Origin of the sequence: Brevibacterium sp. CFH 10365 (genome assembly GCF_009299785.1) — a bacterium.
In the GTDB taxonomy this organism is placed as follows: domain Bacteria; phylum Actinomycetota; class Actinomycetes; order Actinomycetales; family Brevibacteriaceae; genus Brevibacterium; species Brevibacterium limosum.
On sequence record NZ_VIGO01000010.1, the window covers coordinates 24,354 to 38,812 of the forward strand.

Annotated in this window: 12 protein-coding genes; 3 read left to right on the forward strand and 9 right to left on the reverse strand. The window is 65.6% G+C overall.

From position 1 onward, the window contains the following. Positions 1–29: 29 nt before the first annotated feature. The 3 genes from FHG09_RS17485 to FHG09_RS17495 all read left to right on the forward strand — a co-directional run bounded on the left by FHG09_RS17485 (position 30) and on the right by FHG09_RS17495 (position 3,392). Positions 30–605 carry a GNAT family N-acetyltransferase gene (locus tag FHG09_RS17485; protein WP_152348922.1) on the forward strand — a complete coding sequence of 192 codons (576 nt, stop codon included), beginning with the start codon at positions 30–32 and terminating at the stop codon, positions 603–605. Between the two features lie 3 nt (positions 606–608). Then, on the forward strand, positions 609–1,646 hold the full coding sequence (locus FHG09_RS17490) for a DNA glycosylase AlkZ-like family protein (RefSeq protein WP_152348923.1): 1,038 nt from the start codon (positions 609–611) through the stop codon (positions 1,644–1,646). Positions 1,647–1,919: 273 nt separating this feature from the next. Next, complete coding sequence (locus FHG09_RS17495; RefSeq protein WP_152348924.1) at positions 1,920–3,392, forward strand: amino acid permease; 1,473 nt, start codon at positions 1,920–1,922, stop codon at positions 3,390–3,392. Between the two features lie 37 nt (positions 3,393–3,429). On the opposite strand, the gene FHG09_RS17500 is transcribed toward FHG09_RS17495, so the two are convergent. From FHG09_RS17500 to FHG09_RS17540, 9 genes are all read right to left on the reverse strand, one after another. Further along, the gene (locus FHG09_RS17500; RefSeq protein WP_193627431.1) at positions 3,430–3,621 is read right to left on the reverse strand and encodes a hypothetical protein; all 192 of its coding nucleotides are present in this window, start codon (positions 3,619–3,621) and stop codon (positions 3,430–3,432) included. Beyond that, a complete protein-coding gene (locus tag FHG09_RS17505; protein WP_152348925.1) occupies positions 3,618–4,844 on the reverse strand; it encodes an MFS transporter in 1,227 nt (408 codons plus the stop codon). The genes FHG09_RS17500 and FHG09_RS17505 overlap by 4 nt, the downstream gene beginning before the upstream one ends. 72 nt (positions 4,845–4,916) lie before the next feature. Further along, positions 4,917–6,323, reverse strand: a complete 1,407-nt coding sequence (locus FHG09_RS17510) for an amidase (protein ID WP_152348926.1) — start codon at positions 6,321–6,323, stop codon at positions 4,917–4,919. Next, the gene (locus FHG09_RS17515) at positions 6,320–7,030 is read right to left on the reverse strand and encodes an SRPBCC family protein (RefSeq protein WP_152348927.1); all 711 of its coding nucleotides are present in this window, start codon (positions 7,028–7,030) and stop codon (positions 6,320–6,322) included. Before FHG09_RS17515 ends, FHG09_RS17510 begins: the two co-directional genes overlap by 4 nt. Before the next feature lie 24 nt (positions 7,031–7,054). Next, positions 7,055–9,445: an aerobic carbon-monoxide dehydrogenase large subunit gene (cutA, locus tag FHG09_RS17520; protein ID WP_152348928.1), complete on the reverse strand. Its 2,391-nt coding sequence runs from the start codon at positions 9,443–9,445 to the stop codon at positions 7,055–7,057. Beyond that, positions 9,442–9,951 carry a (2Fe-2S)-binding protein gene (locus FHG09_RS17525; RefSeq protein ID WP_152348929.1) on the reverse strand — a complete coding sequence of 170 codons (510 nt, stop codon included), beginning with the start codon at positions 9,949–9,951 and terminating at the stop codon, positions 9,442–9,444. Before FHG09_RS17525 ends, cutA begins: the two co-directional genes overlap by 4 nt. Then, positions 9,948–10,919 (reverse strand): FAD binding domain-containing protein, encoded by a 972-nt coding sequence (locus FHG09_RS17530; RefSeq protein WP_152348930.1) that lies wholly within the window; start codon positions 10,917–10,919, stop codon positions 9,948–9,950. Before FHG09_RS17530 ends, FHG09_RS17525 begins: the two co-directional genes overlap by 4 nt. Positions 10,920–10,923: 4 nt before the next feature. After that, positions 10,924–12,399 carry a uracil-xanthine permease family protein gene (locus FHG09_RS17535; RefSeq protein ID WP_227492844.1) on the reverse strand — a complete coding sequence of 492 codons (1,476 nt, stop codon included), beginning with the start codon at positions 12,397–12,399 and terminating at the stop codon, positions 10,924–10,926. A gap of 237 nt (positions 12,400–12,636) precedes the next feature. Next, on the reverse strand, positions 12,637–14,454 hold the full coding sequence (locus tag FHG09_RS17540) for a PucR family transcriptional regulator (RefSeq protein ID WP_152348931.1): 1,818 nt from the start codon (positions 14,452–14,454) through the stop codon (positions 12,637–12,639). Positions 14,455–14,459 lie beyond the last annotated feature (5 nt).

A 14,459-nucleotide genomic window follows, 5' to 3' on the forward strand; every position in this document is an offset into this window, starting at 1 on the left:
TCCACAGGTCGACCTGGCAGAGTAGGCCCATGGAACCACTCGAGCTCCCATTGACCACCGACCGACTGCGCCTGCGCTCGTATCGTGAGTCCGATGCCGAGGCGCACCTTCCGATCTATTCCCGTGAGGACGTCGCCCGGTTCCTCCTCGAGGACCCCTGGACCGCCGAGGTGGCCCGGACGAAGATCGCCGAACGGATGCAGCGCACAGGACTCGAGACCGAATCCCGTGCCCTTGCCCTGGTCGTCGAGACCGCCGACGGTCTCGACTCCCTTGAAGGCTCCCGCGTCATCGGCGACATCGCGATCTGGCTCGAAGACGGCAGTGATGAGAAAGCCGAAATCGGCTGGATCCTCGATCCTGCAGCGGGCGGCCACGGTTTCGCCACCGAGGCGGCCATCGCGGTCCTCAACATCGCCTTCGACCACTACGGTCTCCACCGGGTCGTCGCTCAGATGGATGCTCGGAACGCCGCCTCGGCGAAATTGGCTCGCAGGATCGGCATGCGGGAGGAAGCGCACCTGCGCAAGGACTGGTGGTCGAAGGGCGAATGGACCGACACACTCATCTTCGGGATGCTCTCCAGCGACCGCCAGCAGGCGTAGGAGGTGAGCGCGCCGTTGGCCGTCATTCGTGACCAGATTCTCGACTACCGGCGCCATGCCTCAGGATTGGACGAACGATGCGATCTCGATTCCGACACAGTGCGAAAAGCGGCGTGGGCAGGCCTGCAGGACAGCGTTCCGAAATCGGCACTGCTGTCCTTGACGGCACGGCTCCAGGGGGTCAGCGCAGACACCTGGACCGCGCCCGAGCTGGAACAGGTGTGGGGTCCGAGAAACACGACCTACGTGATCGCCAGTTCTGATCGTGCAGTCTTCACCCTCGGCCGTCACCCGCTCGAAGCTCGAGCCCAGAAGAGGGCGACGCAGTTGGCGGATCAGTTGGAGACATTCCTATCCGGTCGTACCCTGACCTATCGAGAGGCCGGGCAGGCGATCGGCGTCCACCCGAATGCCCTGCGCTATGCGGCCACGACCGGGCGAGTGCTGATTCGCTGGGAGGGTTTCGGCCCACCGCTGGTCCGAACGGTTCCACAACCAGAAATCTCCCCCGAGGATGCGCGCAAGGACCTCCTTCGCAGGCACCTGCACATTCTCGGCCCCGGAACCGTCGAGTCCTTCGCCGCGTGGGCAGGGATCCAGACTCGCGCGGCACAAATCGCCTTCAATGACCTTCACGATGAGCTGATCCCGGTCCGGACAGCGTTGGGTGACGCATGGATCGCTGCGTCGGACGAGGATGATCTGCGCAGCACGCCTTCACAACCTGCTCCGGCTCGTCTGCTGCCCAGCGGTGACAACTATTTGCTGTTGTGGGGCGAGGACCGCAGTCTCGTGGTTCCCGACGCCCCTCTGCGCGAATGTTTGTGGACTCCGCGTGTCTGGCCGGGCGCCGTGCTCGTGGACGGAGAAGTCGTCGGCACCTGGCGCCGCAGTCGAAACACGGTGACGATCACCGCGTGGAAAAGGCTCTCAGAATCTCGACGCCATTCGGTGGCTGCCGAGGCCGAAGAGTTCCCGCTGCCGACTGCATCCGAGGGAGTTCGTGTGGTCTGGGACGGCGAAAACGCTGCTCAACCCTGACTCATTGCACTCGCCTGCTATGCAAATAGCGGGCCGCCTACTATACGTTTGGAACCACATCTACTATACGTTTGGAACCTGTCAGTTTGCGCATGCAGCAGGCCCTCGACCCCGGTCCGACCCGATTTTCTGAGATCTCGGACTCTTTCTCCCAGCATCCGTTCTCTGCCGCCGCGTCGGTGTGTAAGTCTGAGATGGCCGTGGAGCCTGGTCCATCGATCACATGAGGCAAGGTGGCCACGGGCAGTCGAGAGAAGAGGACAGCAGACACCGATGGCTCCAGCCGACAAGGACCGCAACGAGGCGATCCCCAGCGACGAAACCGCGAACGGACATGAAGAGAACGTCGGCCTGAAAAGGGGCCTGACCGCCCGACATATCCGCTTCATGGCCCTCGGCTCAGCCATCGGCACCGGCCTCTTCATGGGCTCCTCCGAGTCGATCCAAGCCGCAGGACCGGCTGTGCTGCTCGCCTACATCGTCGGCGGTGCCGCCGTCTTCATGGTCATGCGCGCCCTCGGCGAACTGGTCGTCCGCCACCCCGTCTCCGGCTCCTTCGGCCAGTACGCCTCCCGGTACATCCACCCGTTCGCCGGATTCCTCGTTGGCTGGACCTTCGCCTTCGAAATGGTTCTCGTCGCCGTCTTCGACGCCACTGCGATCGGCGTGTACATGGGCTTCTGGTTCCCGGGAGTCCCCCGCTGGATCTGGGTGCTCGCCGTCGTCTTCTTCATCGCCGCCATCAACATGATCGGCGTCAAGGTCTTCGGAGAGCTCGAATTCTGGTTCGCGCTCATCAAGATCGTCGCGATCATCGCCCTCATCGCCGCCGGCGTGGCCATCATCATCTTCGGCTTCGGCATCGCCGACCACGACCAGATGGGCCCGCAGGCTCTGGTCGACCACGGCGGCTTCTTCCCCAACGGATTCTGGGGTCTGCTCTCATCGTTCACCATCGTGATGTTCGCCTTCGGCGGCATCGAGATCATCGGAGTCACCGCCGGCGAGGCGCAGAACCCGAAGCAGGTGCTGCCGGCCGCCATCAACTCGGTGCCGGTGCGCATCCTCCTCTTCTACGTCCTCACCCTCGGCGTGATCATGTGCATCCTGCCCTGGAACCAGATCACCTCCGAGGTCAGCCCCTTCGTCGCGATCTTCGACTCCGTCGGATTCAGTGCAGCCGCCGCCATCCTCCAGGTCGTCCTCGTCACAGCGGCCCTGTCGGCCATCAACGCCGATATCTTCGGTGCTGGTCGGATGCTCCACGGACTGGCCGAACAGGGGCAGGCTCCACGATCCTTCGCCCGCACCTCGCGCAGCGGCGTGCCCGTGATGACCGTGGTCACGATGATCGTCGCACTCCTGCTCGGCGTTCTCCTCAACTACCTCTACCCCGATCAGGCCCTGTTCCTCCTCGGTGCCCTCGCCACCTTCGCCACGGTGCTCGTGTGGCTGATCATCCTCGCTTCCCATATCCGGATGAAGAAGGTGATCGCCGAGGAGGCGCGCCTTCCCAGCGAATTCCCCATGCCGCTGTGGCCGGTGGGATCGTGGATCACCGTGGCGTTCATCGTCTTCGTCGTCGTCATGGTCGGCATCGTTCCCGACTCACGGGCGGCACTGTGGGTCGGACTGCTGTGGGTGGTCGCGCTGTGGCTGTGCTACCTCGCTTTCGTCCGCGGTCAGGGCCGCCGACCCTTTGATCTGACCGACCGCACCGAACCCATGGGGTCCGGACGGAGCTGACGCTCCGGTTCGCGACGATCCGCGACGTTGCCGCTTCTCACGGCGTCCGCCGCCGCAGGGTCAGCGATCCGACGATGATGGCACCGACGATCCAGCAGGCGATGAAGAGCACCCGCAGCCAGATATAAGCGTCATCCTCGTTGCCGGTCGACACGGCATCCAGCGCATCGATCGCATGCGAGAGCGGCAGCCAGTCGCCGATGACCTCGAGCACGTCGATTTGCTTCACCCGTCAGCGCCGCGGCGCTGACTGCTCCACTGTCCGAGCCTGAGAAGACTGAGACCAGCGACCAGGACTGTCACCACGGCGAAAGTGATCGTTGAGGCGACGAGTCCTGTCACGAGCGCTAGCGCGCCGACTCCGATGATCGGCGCCGACATGGCCAGGTAGGCGAGGATGAAGTACGAGGTCGTTACGGCCGTCCTGTTCCGCACCTCGGTGATAGCGGTGATGGCGCGCATGCCCGTCGTGAAGAGGAAGCCCTGACCGGCCCCACCGAGGATCGCCGAGGCGACGAGCAACAGGGTCGAGTCCACCAGGAGTGCGAACGACAGGGAGGCCATGCAGGCGATCTGAATGATCCCTCCGCACAGGACGAGAGTCCGATCGGCCAGCCCCTGGAACAGCAGCTGGCACGCGGCGGAGGCTCCGAAGAGTGCGAAGACGACCGCGCCGATGACTGCCGCGGAGCCGATGTCAAGGGTCTGCTGCATGAAGCTCGGGGCGACGGCCGAATACAGTCCAGCGATCGCGAAGCTCGCGACGGCTCCTGGCACCGCACGGAGAAAGACCGCGCGGGACTCTGGCGGGATGGCGGGCAGCTGCAGGCGCAGGGAATGCGAACGCGAGAGCGCACTCTCCCTGACGCCCAGCAACGCCGCTCCTGCGAGCAGGAGGAGGACGGCGTGGATAAGGAACGGCGTGAACAGGGGACGCGGGAACGCCTCGGCGACCGTTCCTGACATGAGATTGCCCAGTCCGAGACCGCCGATGTTCGCCGCTGTGGCTAGTGACGTGGCGAGTCTGCGCCTGCCGGGCGGAGCATTCTCTAGCACTGCGACCGTCCCGGTGGCCGTGAAGATGCCGGCTGCGATCCCGGACAACACCCGTCCGGTATAGAGCAGACCGAGATGACCGCCGACCATGAACAGTCCGGCCGAGGCGAGAGAGACGAGGACGCCTGCGGCCAGCAACGGCTTCCGGCCCCAGGCCTCCGAGAGCCTGCCGAAGAAGACGAGCGCGGCGATGACGGCTCCGGCGTAGATCGAGAAGAGCAGGGTGGTCTGGGTGCTGCCGAATCCGAACTCAGCCTGATAGCGCGGGTAGAGCGGCGTCGGCAGAGTGGTGCCGATCATGACCACCGCGAAGACGTACGTCGCCGCGGCCAGCGTCCACCCGGTGCCCGACCGCTCGCCGGCGGCAGCACGGTCAGTGGTTGAGCTGCGCTTCATCTCCGTCTCTCCTCTCCGACCATTCGCTTCCTCTTCTCACCCGCCTGACTTCCCGGCTTGAGTATCCGGTCCTCACAGGTCGGGACGGCGCCGCGCATGTCCGGTGGCTGCCTCGAAGCCGCGGGCGACGCGGAGCACTGTGGCATCACCACCGACCGGTCCGATGATCTGCATTCCGATCGGCAGACCGGTGGAGCTGAAGCCGGCGGGCACGCTCAGTGCCGGACAGCCCGTAGCGGAGATGAGAGTCGTCGAGTCGACCCACGCCATATAGTCCTCGATCGGTCGAGAGTTGATCCGAGTGGGATATTCGTCCTCCGCGGAGAACGGGAGGACCTGCGAGGTCACCGTGACGAGGACGTCGTGAGTGGAGAAATAGTCGTTCATCGCCGACCACAGCCGCGCGCGTGCCCGATCGAAGTCGAAGAGATCGGGGGCCGTGAGTGCGAGACCGGCATCGACATCGGCCTGCAGGGAGGCCTTCAACCGCCCCGGATGGGCCGCATCCACCTCCCGCAGGTTCGCCGCGAACTCATAGGCCCTGGCCGTTCGGAACACACCGCGGGCCGCGCGGAGATCCGGCACGGACTCGCTCAGCCGGGCGCCGAGGTCGGCCAACACCGAGGCGGCGCCGGCGACCACGTCGCGGACTTCCGCCTCGAGCTCGAGCAGGCCATCGAGGTCGGGGGAGAACCCTGCGGTGATTCCGCTGAGATCGGTCGCCTCCCCGCGCCAAGGCCCGAAAGGCGGCGAGACAGGCCCAGAGCCGGTCCCGCTGCACAGCTCCATGAGCCAGGCGACGTCGTCGACGGTGCGCGCCATGAAGCCCGGCTGACTCAGCCACTGCCAGGGATCTTCGGGGAAGGTCCGGGGAATCCACCCGTGCGAGGGCCGGAGACCGACGATGTTGTTGAAGGAGGCGGGCAGGCGCAGTGAGCCGCCGGTATCGGAACCGTCCCCGGCAGCCTGGACTCCGCAGGCGATGGCTGCGGCCGCGCCTCCCGAGGATCCGGCGGCCGACCGGGTGGTGTCGAAGGGGTTCCTCGTCGTCCCGAAGGCGCGGTTGGCCGTGTGCGCCCCGGCCGCGAATTCGGGCACGTTCGACTTGCCCGTGGAGATCACGCCTGCCGACTGCAGTCGAGCGATGACGGTGCTGGTCCGCTGCGGCACATGATCGGCGAAGAGCTCGCTGCCGTAGGTCGTGCGCATACCTGCAGTGTCGTGCGTGTCCTTGTGGGTCATCGGCACTCCGCAGAGTGGTGGCATGCCCTCTTCACCCACCGCACGCCGCCGGTCCGCCTCACGTGCCGCGGCGAGCGCGCGTTCGGGGTCGAGGGTGACGATCGCATTCGTCGCCGAGTTGATCTCGGCGATGCGGTCGAAGTGCGCGGTCACGAGCTCGACGCTGCTGATCTCACGGCTGTCGAGGCCGGCCGCCTGCTCGGACAGGGACAGCCAGGTCGGGCACTCCGTCGTCAACGACGACCGGCCAGCAGACCGAGGCAGACGCCGAGCAGCGCGGCACCCGCACCGACGGCAGCGCCGACGACGAAGCCGTCGCCGCAAGGTCGGTGGCTGCCGGCCGTCCAGGCGGCGGGAACCGCGGCATCTCCCGGTAGAGACGAAACTGCGGGCGCGCCCGCGGCGGCGGTGCCTGAACCGACAGGAGCGGCTGCACCGGAACCGGAGAGCCCGTCCACCTCAGCGCCGGTCGAAACACCTGCGGCCGCATCTGTCTCCGGCACACCGTCGCGGATGGCCGCGTCGATGTCGGCGAAGAACTTCTTCGCGATGCGTTTGGCGACCCCGCCGAGCATCCTCTGTCCGACTCCCCCGATCGGCCCGCCGAGCACGGCATCGGCTTGCCAGGTGATGTCGCTGCCGCCCTCGGCTCCGGGAGCCAGTGCCACCGAGATGTCCGCGCCGATGGTTCCAGGCCCGCCTGCGCCCTTGGCGCTGAGCACGAACGACGTGCCCTCGACCTCCTCGGAGAACGCGACGGTGCCCTTGTATGTGCCCTTGATGGCGGCGACGCCCATGGTGAGGACGACGTCGAAGCTGCCCTCACCGGTCCGGGTGAAGCTCTCGACTCCCGGGATGGTCGCGGCGAGGATCGACTCGTTGTGGAATGCGGCATAGGCCGTCGCCGGATCGGCGATCATGGTGGCTGTGGAGGAGATGAGCATGGTTTGGATGTCCTTCGATCGGGTTCAGCGGGAGCGGTTGAACTCACCCTCGGTATGGTTCGTTCTCATATGCCACAGGGTCGAGGGGTCCAGCGGCATCGAGCGGATGGGGATCCCCTCGGCGTCCTCAATGGCCGAGGCGATGGCAGTGGCGGCGGGGATAGTGCCGGCCTCGCCGGCTCCCTTGATGCCGAGCGGATTGAGCGGACTCGGAGTCTCGAGGTGGTCGGTCTCGACGTGAGGGACCTCGGACGCGAAGGGAATGAGGAAGTCCATGAAGGAGGCGTTGAGCAGTTGTCCGTCGGCGTCATAGGCCATCTTCTCGTACAGCGCCCCGCCGACTCCTTGGGCCACACCTCCATGGACCTGCCCCTCGACGACGAGCGGGTTGACCATCGGTCCGCAGTCGTGGACGACGCAGTAGCGCAGTATTCTGATGTCCGCGGTCTCCGGATCGGTCTCGACGATCGCGGCATGCATGCCGTTGGCCACGGTTGAGCGCAGCGGCGAGAAGAACTCCTGCTCCTCGAGCCCCGGCTGCTCTCCCGGCCCGATCGAGGGCTCGTCCTCGGCGGAGTCCTTGGCGAACTGGGTGGCCGCCCGTGCACTCTCGTCGAAGGCGTAGCGCAGCGGGTTTGACAGCACCGACACCGCAGCCAGCGGCATCGACGCGCTGGGATCGCCCTTGACCTGGATCATGCCCTCGTCGATCTCGAGGTCTTCGGGATCGGCCTCGAGGGACTGACCGGCGATCCGCAGAGCCTTCTGCCTCACCTTCTTCGCGGTGAGGTGGAGTGCGTTGCCGGCCATGACCGCTCCGCGCGAACCCCACGTTCCCACCGAATAGGGCAGCTTACGCGTATCGCCGGTCTTGACATGGACTGTCTCGAGCGGGACTCCCAGCTCATCGGCGACGATCTGAGCGAAGACCGTCGCATGGGCCTGCCCGTGGGTCGTGAGGCCGGTCCAGACGTTCACCCGTCCGGAGGACTCGACCTCGATGTGTCCGCCTTCGTAGGGCCCGGCGCCGGTGCTCTCGATGTAGCAGGCGAGGCCGATGCCCACCCGGCGGCCCTCGCTGCGGGCCTGCTCACGGTAGGTTTCGAACTCGTCCCAGCCGACGATCGACTTGAGTTTGTCCATCGAGGTGACGAAGTCTCCCGAGTCGATGCAGCCCTCGGCTCCGTCCTGCATCCGCAGGCCCATGGGATGCGGGAAGTCGCGGACGAAGTTGCGCAAACGCACCTCGGTGCGGTCGAGGCCGAGTTCGGCGGCGATCGCGTCCATCGTCCTCTCCATCATGAACACCGCGTGGGCGCGACCGGCACCACGATACGGGGTGACCATGACAGTGTTCGTGTACAGCGACCAGTACTCGACGCGGAACGCCGGGATCACGTACGGGCCCATGATGTGGGTGGAGGTGTTGAGCGGGACGATCACGCCGTAGGGCAGGTAGGCGCCGTTGTCATGCCAGAACTTCACGTCGAGCCCGAGAATCCGACCCTCGTCGTCGAAGCCGACCTTGACCCACTGGGTCTGCGCTCTCTCGTGGGCGGAGGAAATGAAGTGCTCGCGACGGTCCTCGGTCCATTTGACAGTGGTCTCGAGCGCACGCGCGGCGCAGGCCACGGCGAGCTCCTCCGGCCAGGGGTGGTTGATCTTCACACCGAAGGCTCCGCCGACGTCGGGGGTGATGACCTCGACCCGGGTCAGCGGGATCTCGAGCTTGGCTGCGAGAACGGCCCGCAGACCCGTGCTCGTCTGCGTCGAGGAGTGGACCTCCAGGCTCTCCTCGCCGGGATCCCACCGTGCCACGACGCCCTTGCCCTCCATCGGCATGCAGGCGCTGCGCTCGAATTCGAGGTCGAGTTCGAGGACATGGGGCGCGCCCTCGAGCCCCGCATCGACATCGCCGACGTCCTGCACGATGTGAGCGGCGACGTTGTCCTCCATCCCCTCATGGACGATTCGCGTTCCCTCGCGGGACGCTTCGACGCCGACGACGGCCTCGCGGAAGCTGTACTCAACCTCGATGCGGTTCGCAGCGTCCTCCGCGATGTAGCGGTTCTCGGCGATGACCATGACGATGGGCTCGCCGACGAAGTTCACATGGTCCTTGGCCAGGGCGTAACCGGTATGCGGGGCAACGATCGAGGGATGCGGAATGAGCATCGGCAGCCGTTCCGCGGCCTGTCCGGGCAGGTCCTCGTGCGTCCACACCGCGATGACGCCGACGACGTCGAGGGCGCCGGTGACGTCGATGTCGAGGATGTCAGCATGGGCGTGGGGGCTGCGCACGAATGCGGCGGCGATCGCCGTTCCCGAGACGTCGTCGACATACCGGCCGTGGCCGGTGAGCAGGCGTGGGTCTTCGCGTCGGGTGATCTTCTGACCGAAGAGGCGAGTGGTCATTGCGAGGCCCCCTCTGCGCGCAGTTCGGCGGCTCGACACACTGCGGAGACGATGTTCTGGTAGCCGGTGCAGCGGCAGAGGTTGCCGGATACGGCCTCGCGCGCCTCCTCCTCGGTGGGGTTCGGATTCTCGTCGATGTAGGCGTCGATGGTCGTGACGAAGCCCGGGGTGCAGAAGCCGCACTGGAGACCGTGGCAGTCGATGAAGGCCTGTTGGACGTCGGATGGATTCTCAGGATCGTCGCCAATGCCTTCGACCGTTGTGATCTCACGGCCCTGAGCCGTGACGGCGAACACCAGGCAGGAGCGCACGGGCTCACCGTCGAGCTGGACCGTGCAGGCCCCGCAGACTCCGTGTTCGCAGCCCACATGGGTGCCTGTCAGCTCCAGGTCCTGCCGGAGCACGTCCGAGAGCAGCTTCCTGTCGGGGACCTCGAGCTCGTAGAGGGTGCCGTTGACTGCGAGTCGGATATTCGATGTCGGTTCTGTGCCGATGTCTTCGGTCATGCTCGCCTTCTCTCCGTGTCGTCACCGGTCGTCCCGACCGGGCTGTCCTCGACTCGACCGCTTACGCCGCGCGCATCCCCGCGACCGCTCGCGCCGTCGCTGCGGCACAGACGCCGGAACAGGCGGGAGGCGATCACTCCGGCAAGGTGTCTCCGGTAGTCCGCCGAGGCGTGGATGTCTCCGCCGGGGTCGATGAAGTCGCGCACCGCCTCGGAGACCGTGGCGGCGACCTCGGAGGCATCGCTGAGCCCTGCGCCCGATACGGTTTCGCCGAGGTCGAGGATGTCGGGAACGTCGGTGACGGAGACGAATCCGCAGCGCAGTCCCGTCATGGTCTCGCCGGCGACGTCGAGGATCATCCCCACTCCCGCAAGCGCGTAGTCCCCGCTGCGCCGGGCGAGTTCGTCGAAGCCTGTGCGCGAACCCGCGGGCAGCGCTGGGAAGATCGCACGGGTGATGAGCTCATCGGATTCCAGCGAGGTCTCCAACGGCCCGATGTTGAGTTCCTCGGCGCTCAATGTCCTCTCACCGCGTCGGCTGCGTGCCTCGATGCGACCACCGGTGAGCGCGAGGACCATCGGCATCTCGCCGTTTGGATCGGCATGGGCGATCGAGCCGACGGTCGTGCCCCGATTGCGCACCGCGGGGTGCGCAACGAAGCGCAGAGCCTCGCCGAGGAGTGGGTTGGCCCTGGTGACGTCCGCGCTGCGTTCGACCCGTCGATGTGTGACGCTCGCACCCACGCAGATCTCCTCCGAACCGTCGGCGCCCGAGACCTCGAGCTCGTCGATTCCGGCCACGGAAGTGATGTCGAAGAGATCGCTGGGAGCGGCCAGGCGCATGTTGAGGACGGGAACGAGGCTCTGGCCTCCGGCGAGGATCTTTCCGGTGTCACCTCGAGCGGCAAGGAGGTCGAGAGTCTCGTCGACTGTCGTCGGTCGATGGATTCGCAGGGGTGATGGCTTCATCGTCTCATTCACTCGATTCCTGACCGCGTCGGCCGCGATCGCTTTCCGCACCATCGACAACACGTCCTTGGTGCCCTTCCCGCCCGACAGAGAGACCAGCCCCACCGGCACCGCCGTCGGAGTCGGAAAGCATGTCAGCAGGTGCCAACCGGCGGGCAACATGGTACATGACCAGCATCGATATCGTTCCCAAGGCAATTCCCGAGAGGACGAAATCCTCGCTGAAGTTCAGGCTCACATCGCCGATCGCAATGATCAGACCCGCCGAGACAGGCACGATGTTGAGCGGGTTAGCGAAGTTCACGCGGTTCTCGATCCAGATCTTCGCGCCCAGCATGCCGATCATGCCGTAGAGGACGACGGTGATGCCTCCTAGGACACCTCCGGGTACCGCTGAGATGAGGGCACCGAACTTCGGCGAGAGCCCGAACAGGATCGCCACCAGAGCGGCAACCCAGTAGGCAGCTGTCGAATAGACCCGAGTCGCTGCCATGACTCCGATGTTTTCCGCGTAAGTCGTCGTCGGAGAACCGCCCACGGAGGTGGCGACGACGGTTGCGACGCCATCGCCGATGACGGCACGCCCCATATACTTGTCGAGCGGGGCTCCCGTCATCTCTTCCACGGCTTTGACGTGACCAGCATTCTCGGCGACGAGGGCGATGATGCCAGGAAGCATGACGACGATAGCCGCGGCATTGAAAACGGGCAGATGGACACCGACGACTCCAGCCGCGGTGTCGGTCATGGGCGGAAATCCGATCCAGGGCGCCGCAGCGACACCAGAGAAGTCGACACGGAAGTGGGTCGTCACCTCACCGGCAGTAGCGCTGAAAGAGGTGATCTGGCCGAACACCTGGTCGAAGATCCAGGACAGCACATAACCGAGCACGAGGCCGAGGAAGACAGCGATGCGACCAAGGAAGCCGCGCACCCATACTGATACGAAGACGATGAAGACCATGACGATGACGGCGATCCACTGGTCCTGAGGCCAATAGGTGTTCGCAACCACCGGTGCGAGATTGAAGCCAATAAGCATGACGACGCCGCCGGTGACGACGGGCGGAAGGACTTTCATCAAAGCCGCAGAGCCGATGTAGTGGATGAACGTACCGACGAGGGCAAGGATGACGCCCGAAACCATGATCGCACCGGTGACCTCTGCGGGAGTACCTCCCTGAGCGGTGACAGCTGTGACGCCCCCGACAAAGGCGGCCGAGGTGCCGACATAGCTGGGCACCTTGCCCTTGACGATGAGCAGGAAGATGATCGTGCCGACTCCGGACATCATTACTGCCAGCTGCGGATTGAGCCCCATGATGATCGGGAAGACGAAGGTCGCTCCGAACATCGCAACGACGTGCTGGACGCCGAGCCCTACGGTTCTGCCCCACGTCAGGCGCTCGTCCGGAGCAACAGCCTGCCCAGGCGCTATGGTCTTTCCGTCGCCGTGGAGCTTCCAGGAAAACATCGACATGTGCCTCTCCTCATCGTTGAGAATTGCCGGCTCCGATACATGGTTCGTCAGTGATATAGGCCGCTTGACTCGATGCCTGCACGGTTGCGGACCACTCCGACTCAGGAACCGACTCTATTGCGCCCTCGAGTCCTGCATCACGTCATTTCCTGCCAAAGAAAAACCCATACCTTCGGCAGTCTTCGCCAAGTTCCCTGCTCGCAGCATTCCTGCTTCGCAGCTCCCGGACCCGCGCCGTCAGGGCAACTTGACGATCTGCAGGGCGAGCGCGAGGGAAAGACGCAGGTCCGGATCCTCGGTGAAGGGCCCGACCATCTGCTCGAGCTTGCCGATCCGGTAGCGCAGAGTGTTGTAGTGGAAGAACAGCGCCCGGGCGGTCTCGGCGACGTTGAGATTGTGGTCGAGCAGCTCCTGCAGGGTCTCGCGCAGGCCCGCGTACTCCTCCTTGGCATCGGTCGCCAATGGCCCGAGGACCTCTTCGGCGAAGTTGCGCAGCTCGGTCTGCTCCCCGACCTGGAGCAGCAGTCGGTAGACGCCGAGAGAGTCATAGTGACGCAGACCCTGACCGCGGGCGAGCTGCCGGCCGACCTCGAGTGCCCGCATCGCCTCCTGATAGGCCGGGGCCAGACGCGAGACGCCCTCGGCGGGGCGGGAGATCCCGACGGAGAACTGTCGTCGGCCGCCTCCCCCGTGCCCCCTCACCGAGGAGACGAACTCCTCCAAGCGACGGACGATCCTCTCTCTTGGCTCCGCTGCCAGGAGCACGATCACCTGATCACCCGAGCCGACCACCGCCGCGTGGGGGTCGAACTGGGAGACGACCTTCGTCCAGGCGTCGGCGAACAGCGACTGCATCGTCCGCTTATTGCTCGCGTCCGTGGAGTCGGCTTCGGAATCCACCTCGGCGACCGCGATGCTGATCGGCCGGTCGAGGTCCCAGCCGAGCGAGTGCGCATGGGAGAGCACCCGGTCACTCGAGGCGATGTGCCCGCGCAGAACTTCGAGGACGAAGTCGGTGCGGTACTTGCTCTCGACAGCGGTGATGGCCTGCTCACGGGTGATGACGAGTGCGGCCGCGGCCGCGGCCTGCTCGAGTAGACGGAAGTCGCCCGCTCGCAGCGTCCGGGCGCCGAAGGCGACGATCCGACCGAGGTTCGAAGCAGCGGGCAGAGTCTCGGCCGCCGGCCGCCGGCCACCCTCGATGACGACGTTTCCCCAGTTCAGTGCCTCGCTCGCGGTACTGTTATCGTCTCGGTCGGATCCTGTGCGTGCAGTGCGCGCGTCTCCGCTGCCACCTCGGGGTTCTCCGCCGCGGAGTTCGGCGTGTCGGCTGATGCCAGCGGGCTCGTCCTCGACACGGAACCGGCCCGAACGGTCGAAGCACTCGAGAGCGGAGACCTCGGCCGACGAAACTTCCGCATCGGCCGTGCGCAGACATCTCACACGGCCGTCAAGCGTCGTCACCGCTGCGGCCACGCCCGTCCACTGTGCGAGCATGCGGCACACGTCCGCGAGGTCCCCGCCGCCTACCACGACGTCGACTAGCTCGCGCATCGACGCCTCCGTGCGGGCAATGACCTGAGCCCTCCGGTCGAGATTGCCGGTGAGCACCTCCTGCATGATCTCGTCGAAGCCGACGTCCTCGCCGAGGTGGATGAGCGGCAGGCCGAGGGCATCCGCGACCCTCACGGCAGCCTCGGGGATCCGCTCGAGATAGCGCCCGGATTTGAGGCCGATTGCCGCCAGCCCGTGCTGGTCGAAGGTTTCGAGCAGCCCCCCAAGATCCTCGGGACGATCACGTATTGGATACGCGGTCGTGAGCATCAGCTCGCCGGGCTTGACCCAGGGCAGGATGTCCGGAACCTCCATGACGTTCGACAGCTCGACGACTCTGTCGAGACCGGCGGCACCGCCGACAAGTCTGGCCCCACGCATGCTCGGCAGTCTGAGCACATCCGCCACGGTGAGAGATTCGGGGGAGAAGCCGTGCCCTCCTCCCCCGCCGAATGTCAATTCCTGCTGACCAAATCCGGAATCCTTGGCATCATTTGACATGCATT

Bases quoted from the DNA above. Each gene is read 5' to 3' on its own strand.
- FHG09_RS17485 (WP_152348922.1), top strand. From the start codon at position 30: ATGGAACCACTCGAGCTCCCATTGACCACCGACCGACTGCGCCTGCGC.
- FHG09_RS17495 (WP_152348924.1), top strand. From the start codon at position 1,920: ATGGCTCCAGCCGACAAGGACCGCAACGAGGCGATCCCCAGCGACGAA.
- FHG09_RS17505 (WP_152348925.1), bottom strand. From the start codon at position 4,844: ATGAAGCGCAGCTCAACCACTGACCGTGCTGCCGCCGGCGAGCGGTCG.
- FHG09_RS17515 (WP_152348927.1), bottom strand. From the start codon at position 7,030: ATGCTCATCTCCTCCACAGCCACCATGATCGCCGATCCGGCGACGGCC.
- cutA (WP_152348928.1), bottom strand. From the start codon at position 9,445: ATGACCACTCGCCTCTTCGGTCAGAAGATCACCCGACGCGAAGACCCA.
- FHG09_RS17525 (WP_152348929.1), bottom strand. From the start codon at position 9,951: ATGACCGAAGACATCGGCACAGAACCGACATCGAATATCCGACTCGCA.
- FHG09_RS17530 (WP_152348930.1), bottom strand. From the start codon at position 10,919: ATGAAGCCATCACCCCTGCGAATCCATCGACCGACGACAGTCGACGAG.
- FHG09_RS17535 (WP_227492844.1), bottom strand. From the start codon at position 12,399: ATGTCGATGTTTTCCTGGAAGCTCCACGGCGACGGAAAGACCATAGCG.
- FHG09_RS17540 (WP_152348931.1), bottom strand. From the start codon at position 14,454: ATGTCAAATGATGCCAAGGATTCCGGATTTGGTCAGCAGGAATTGACA.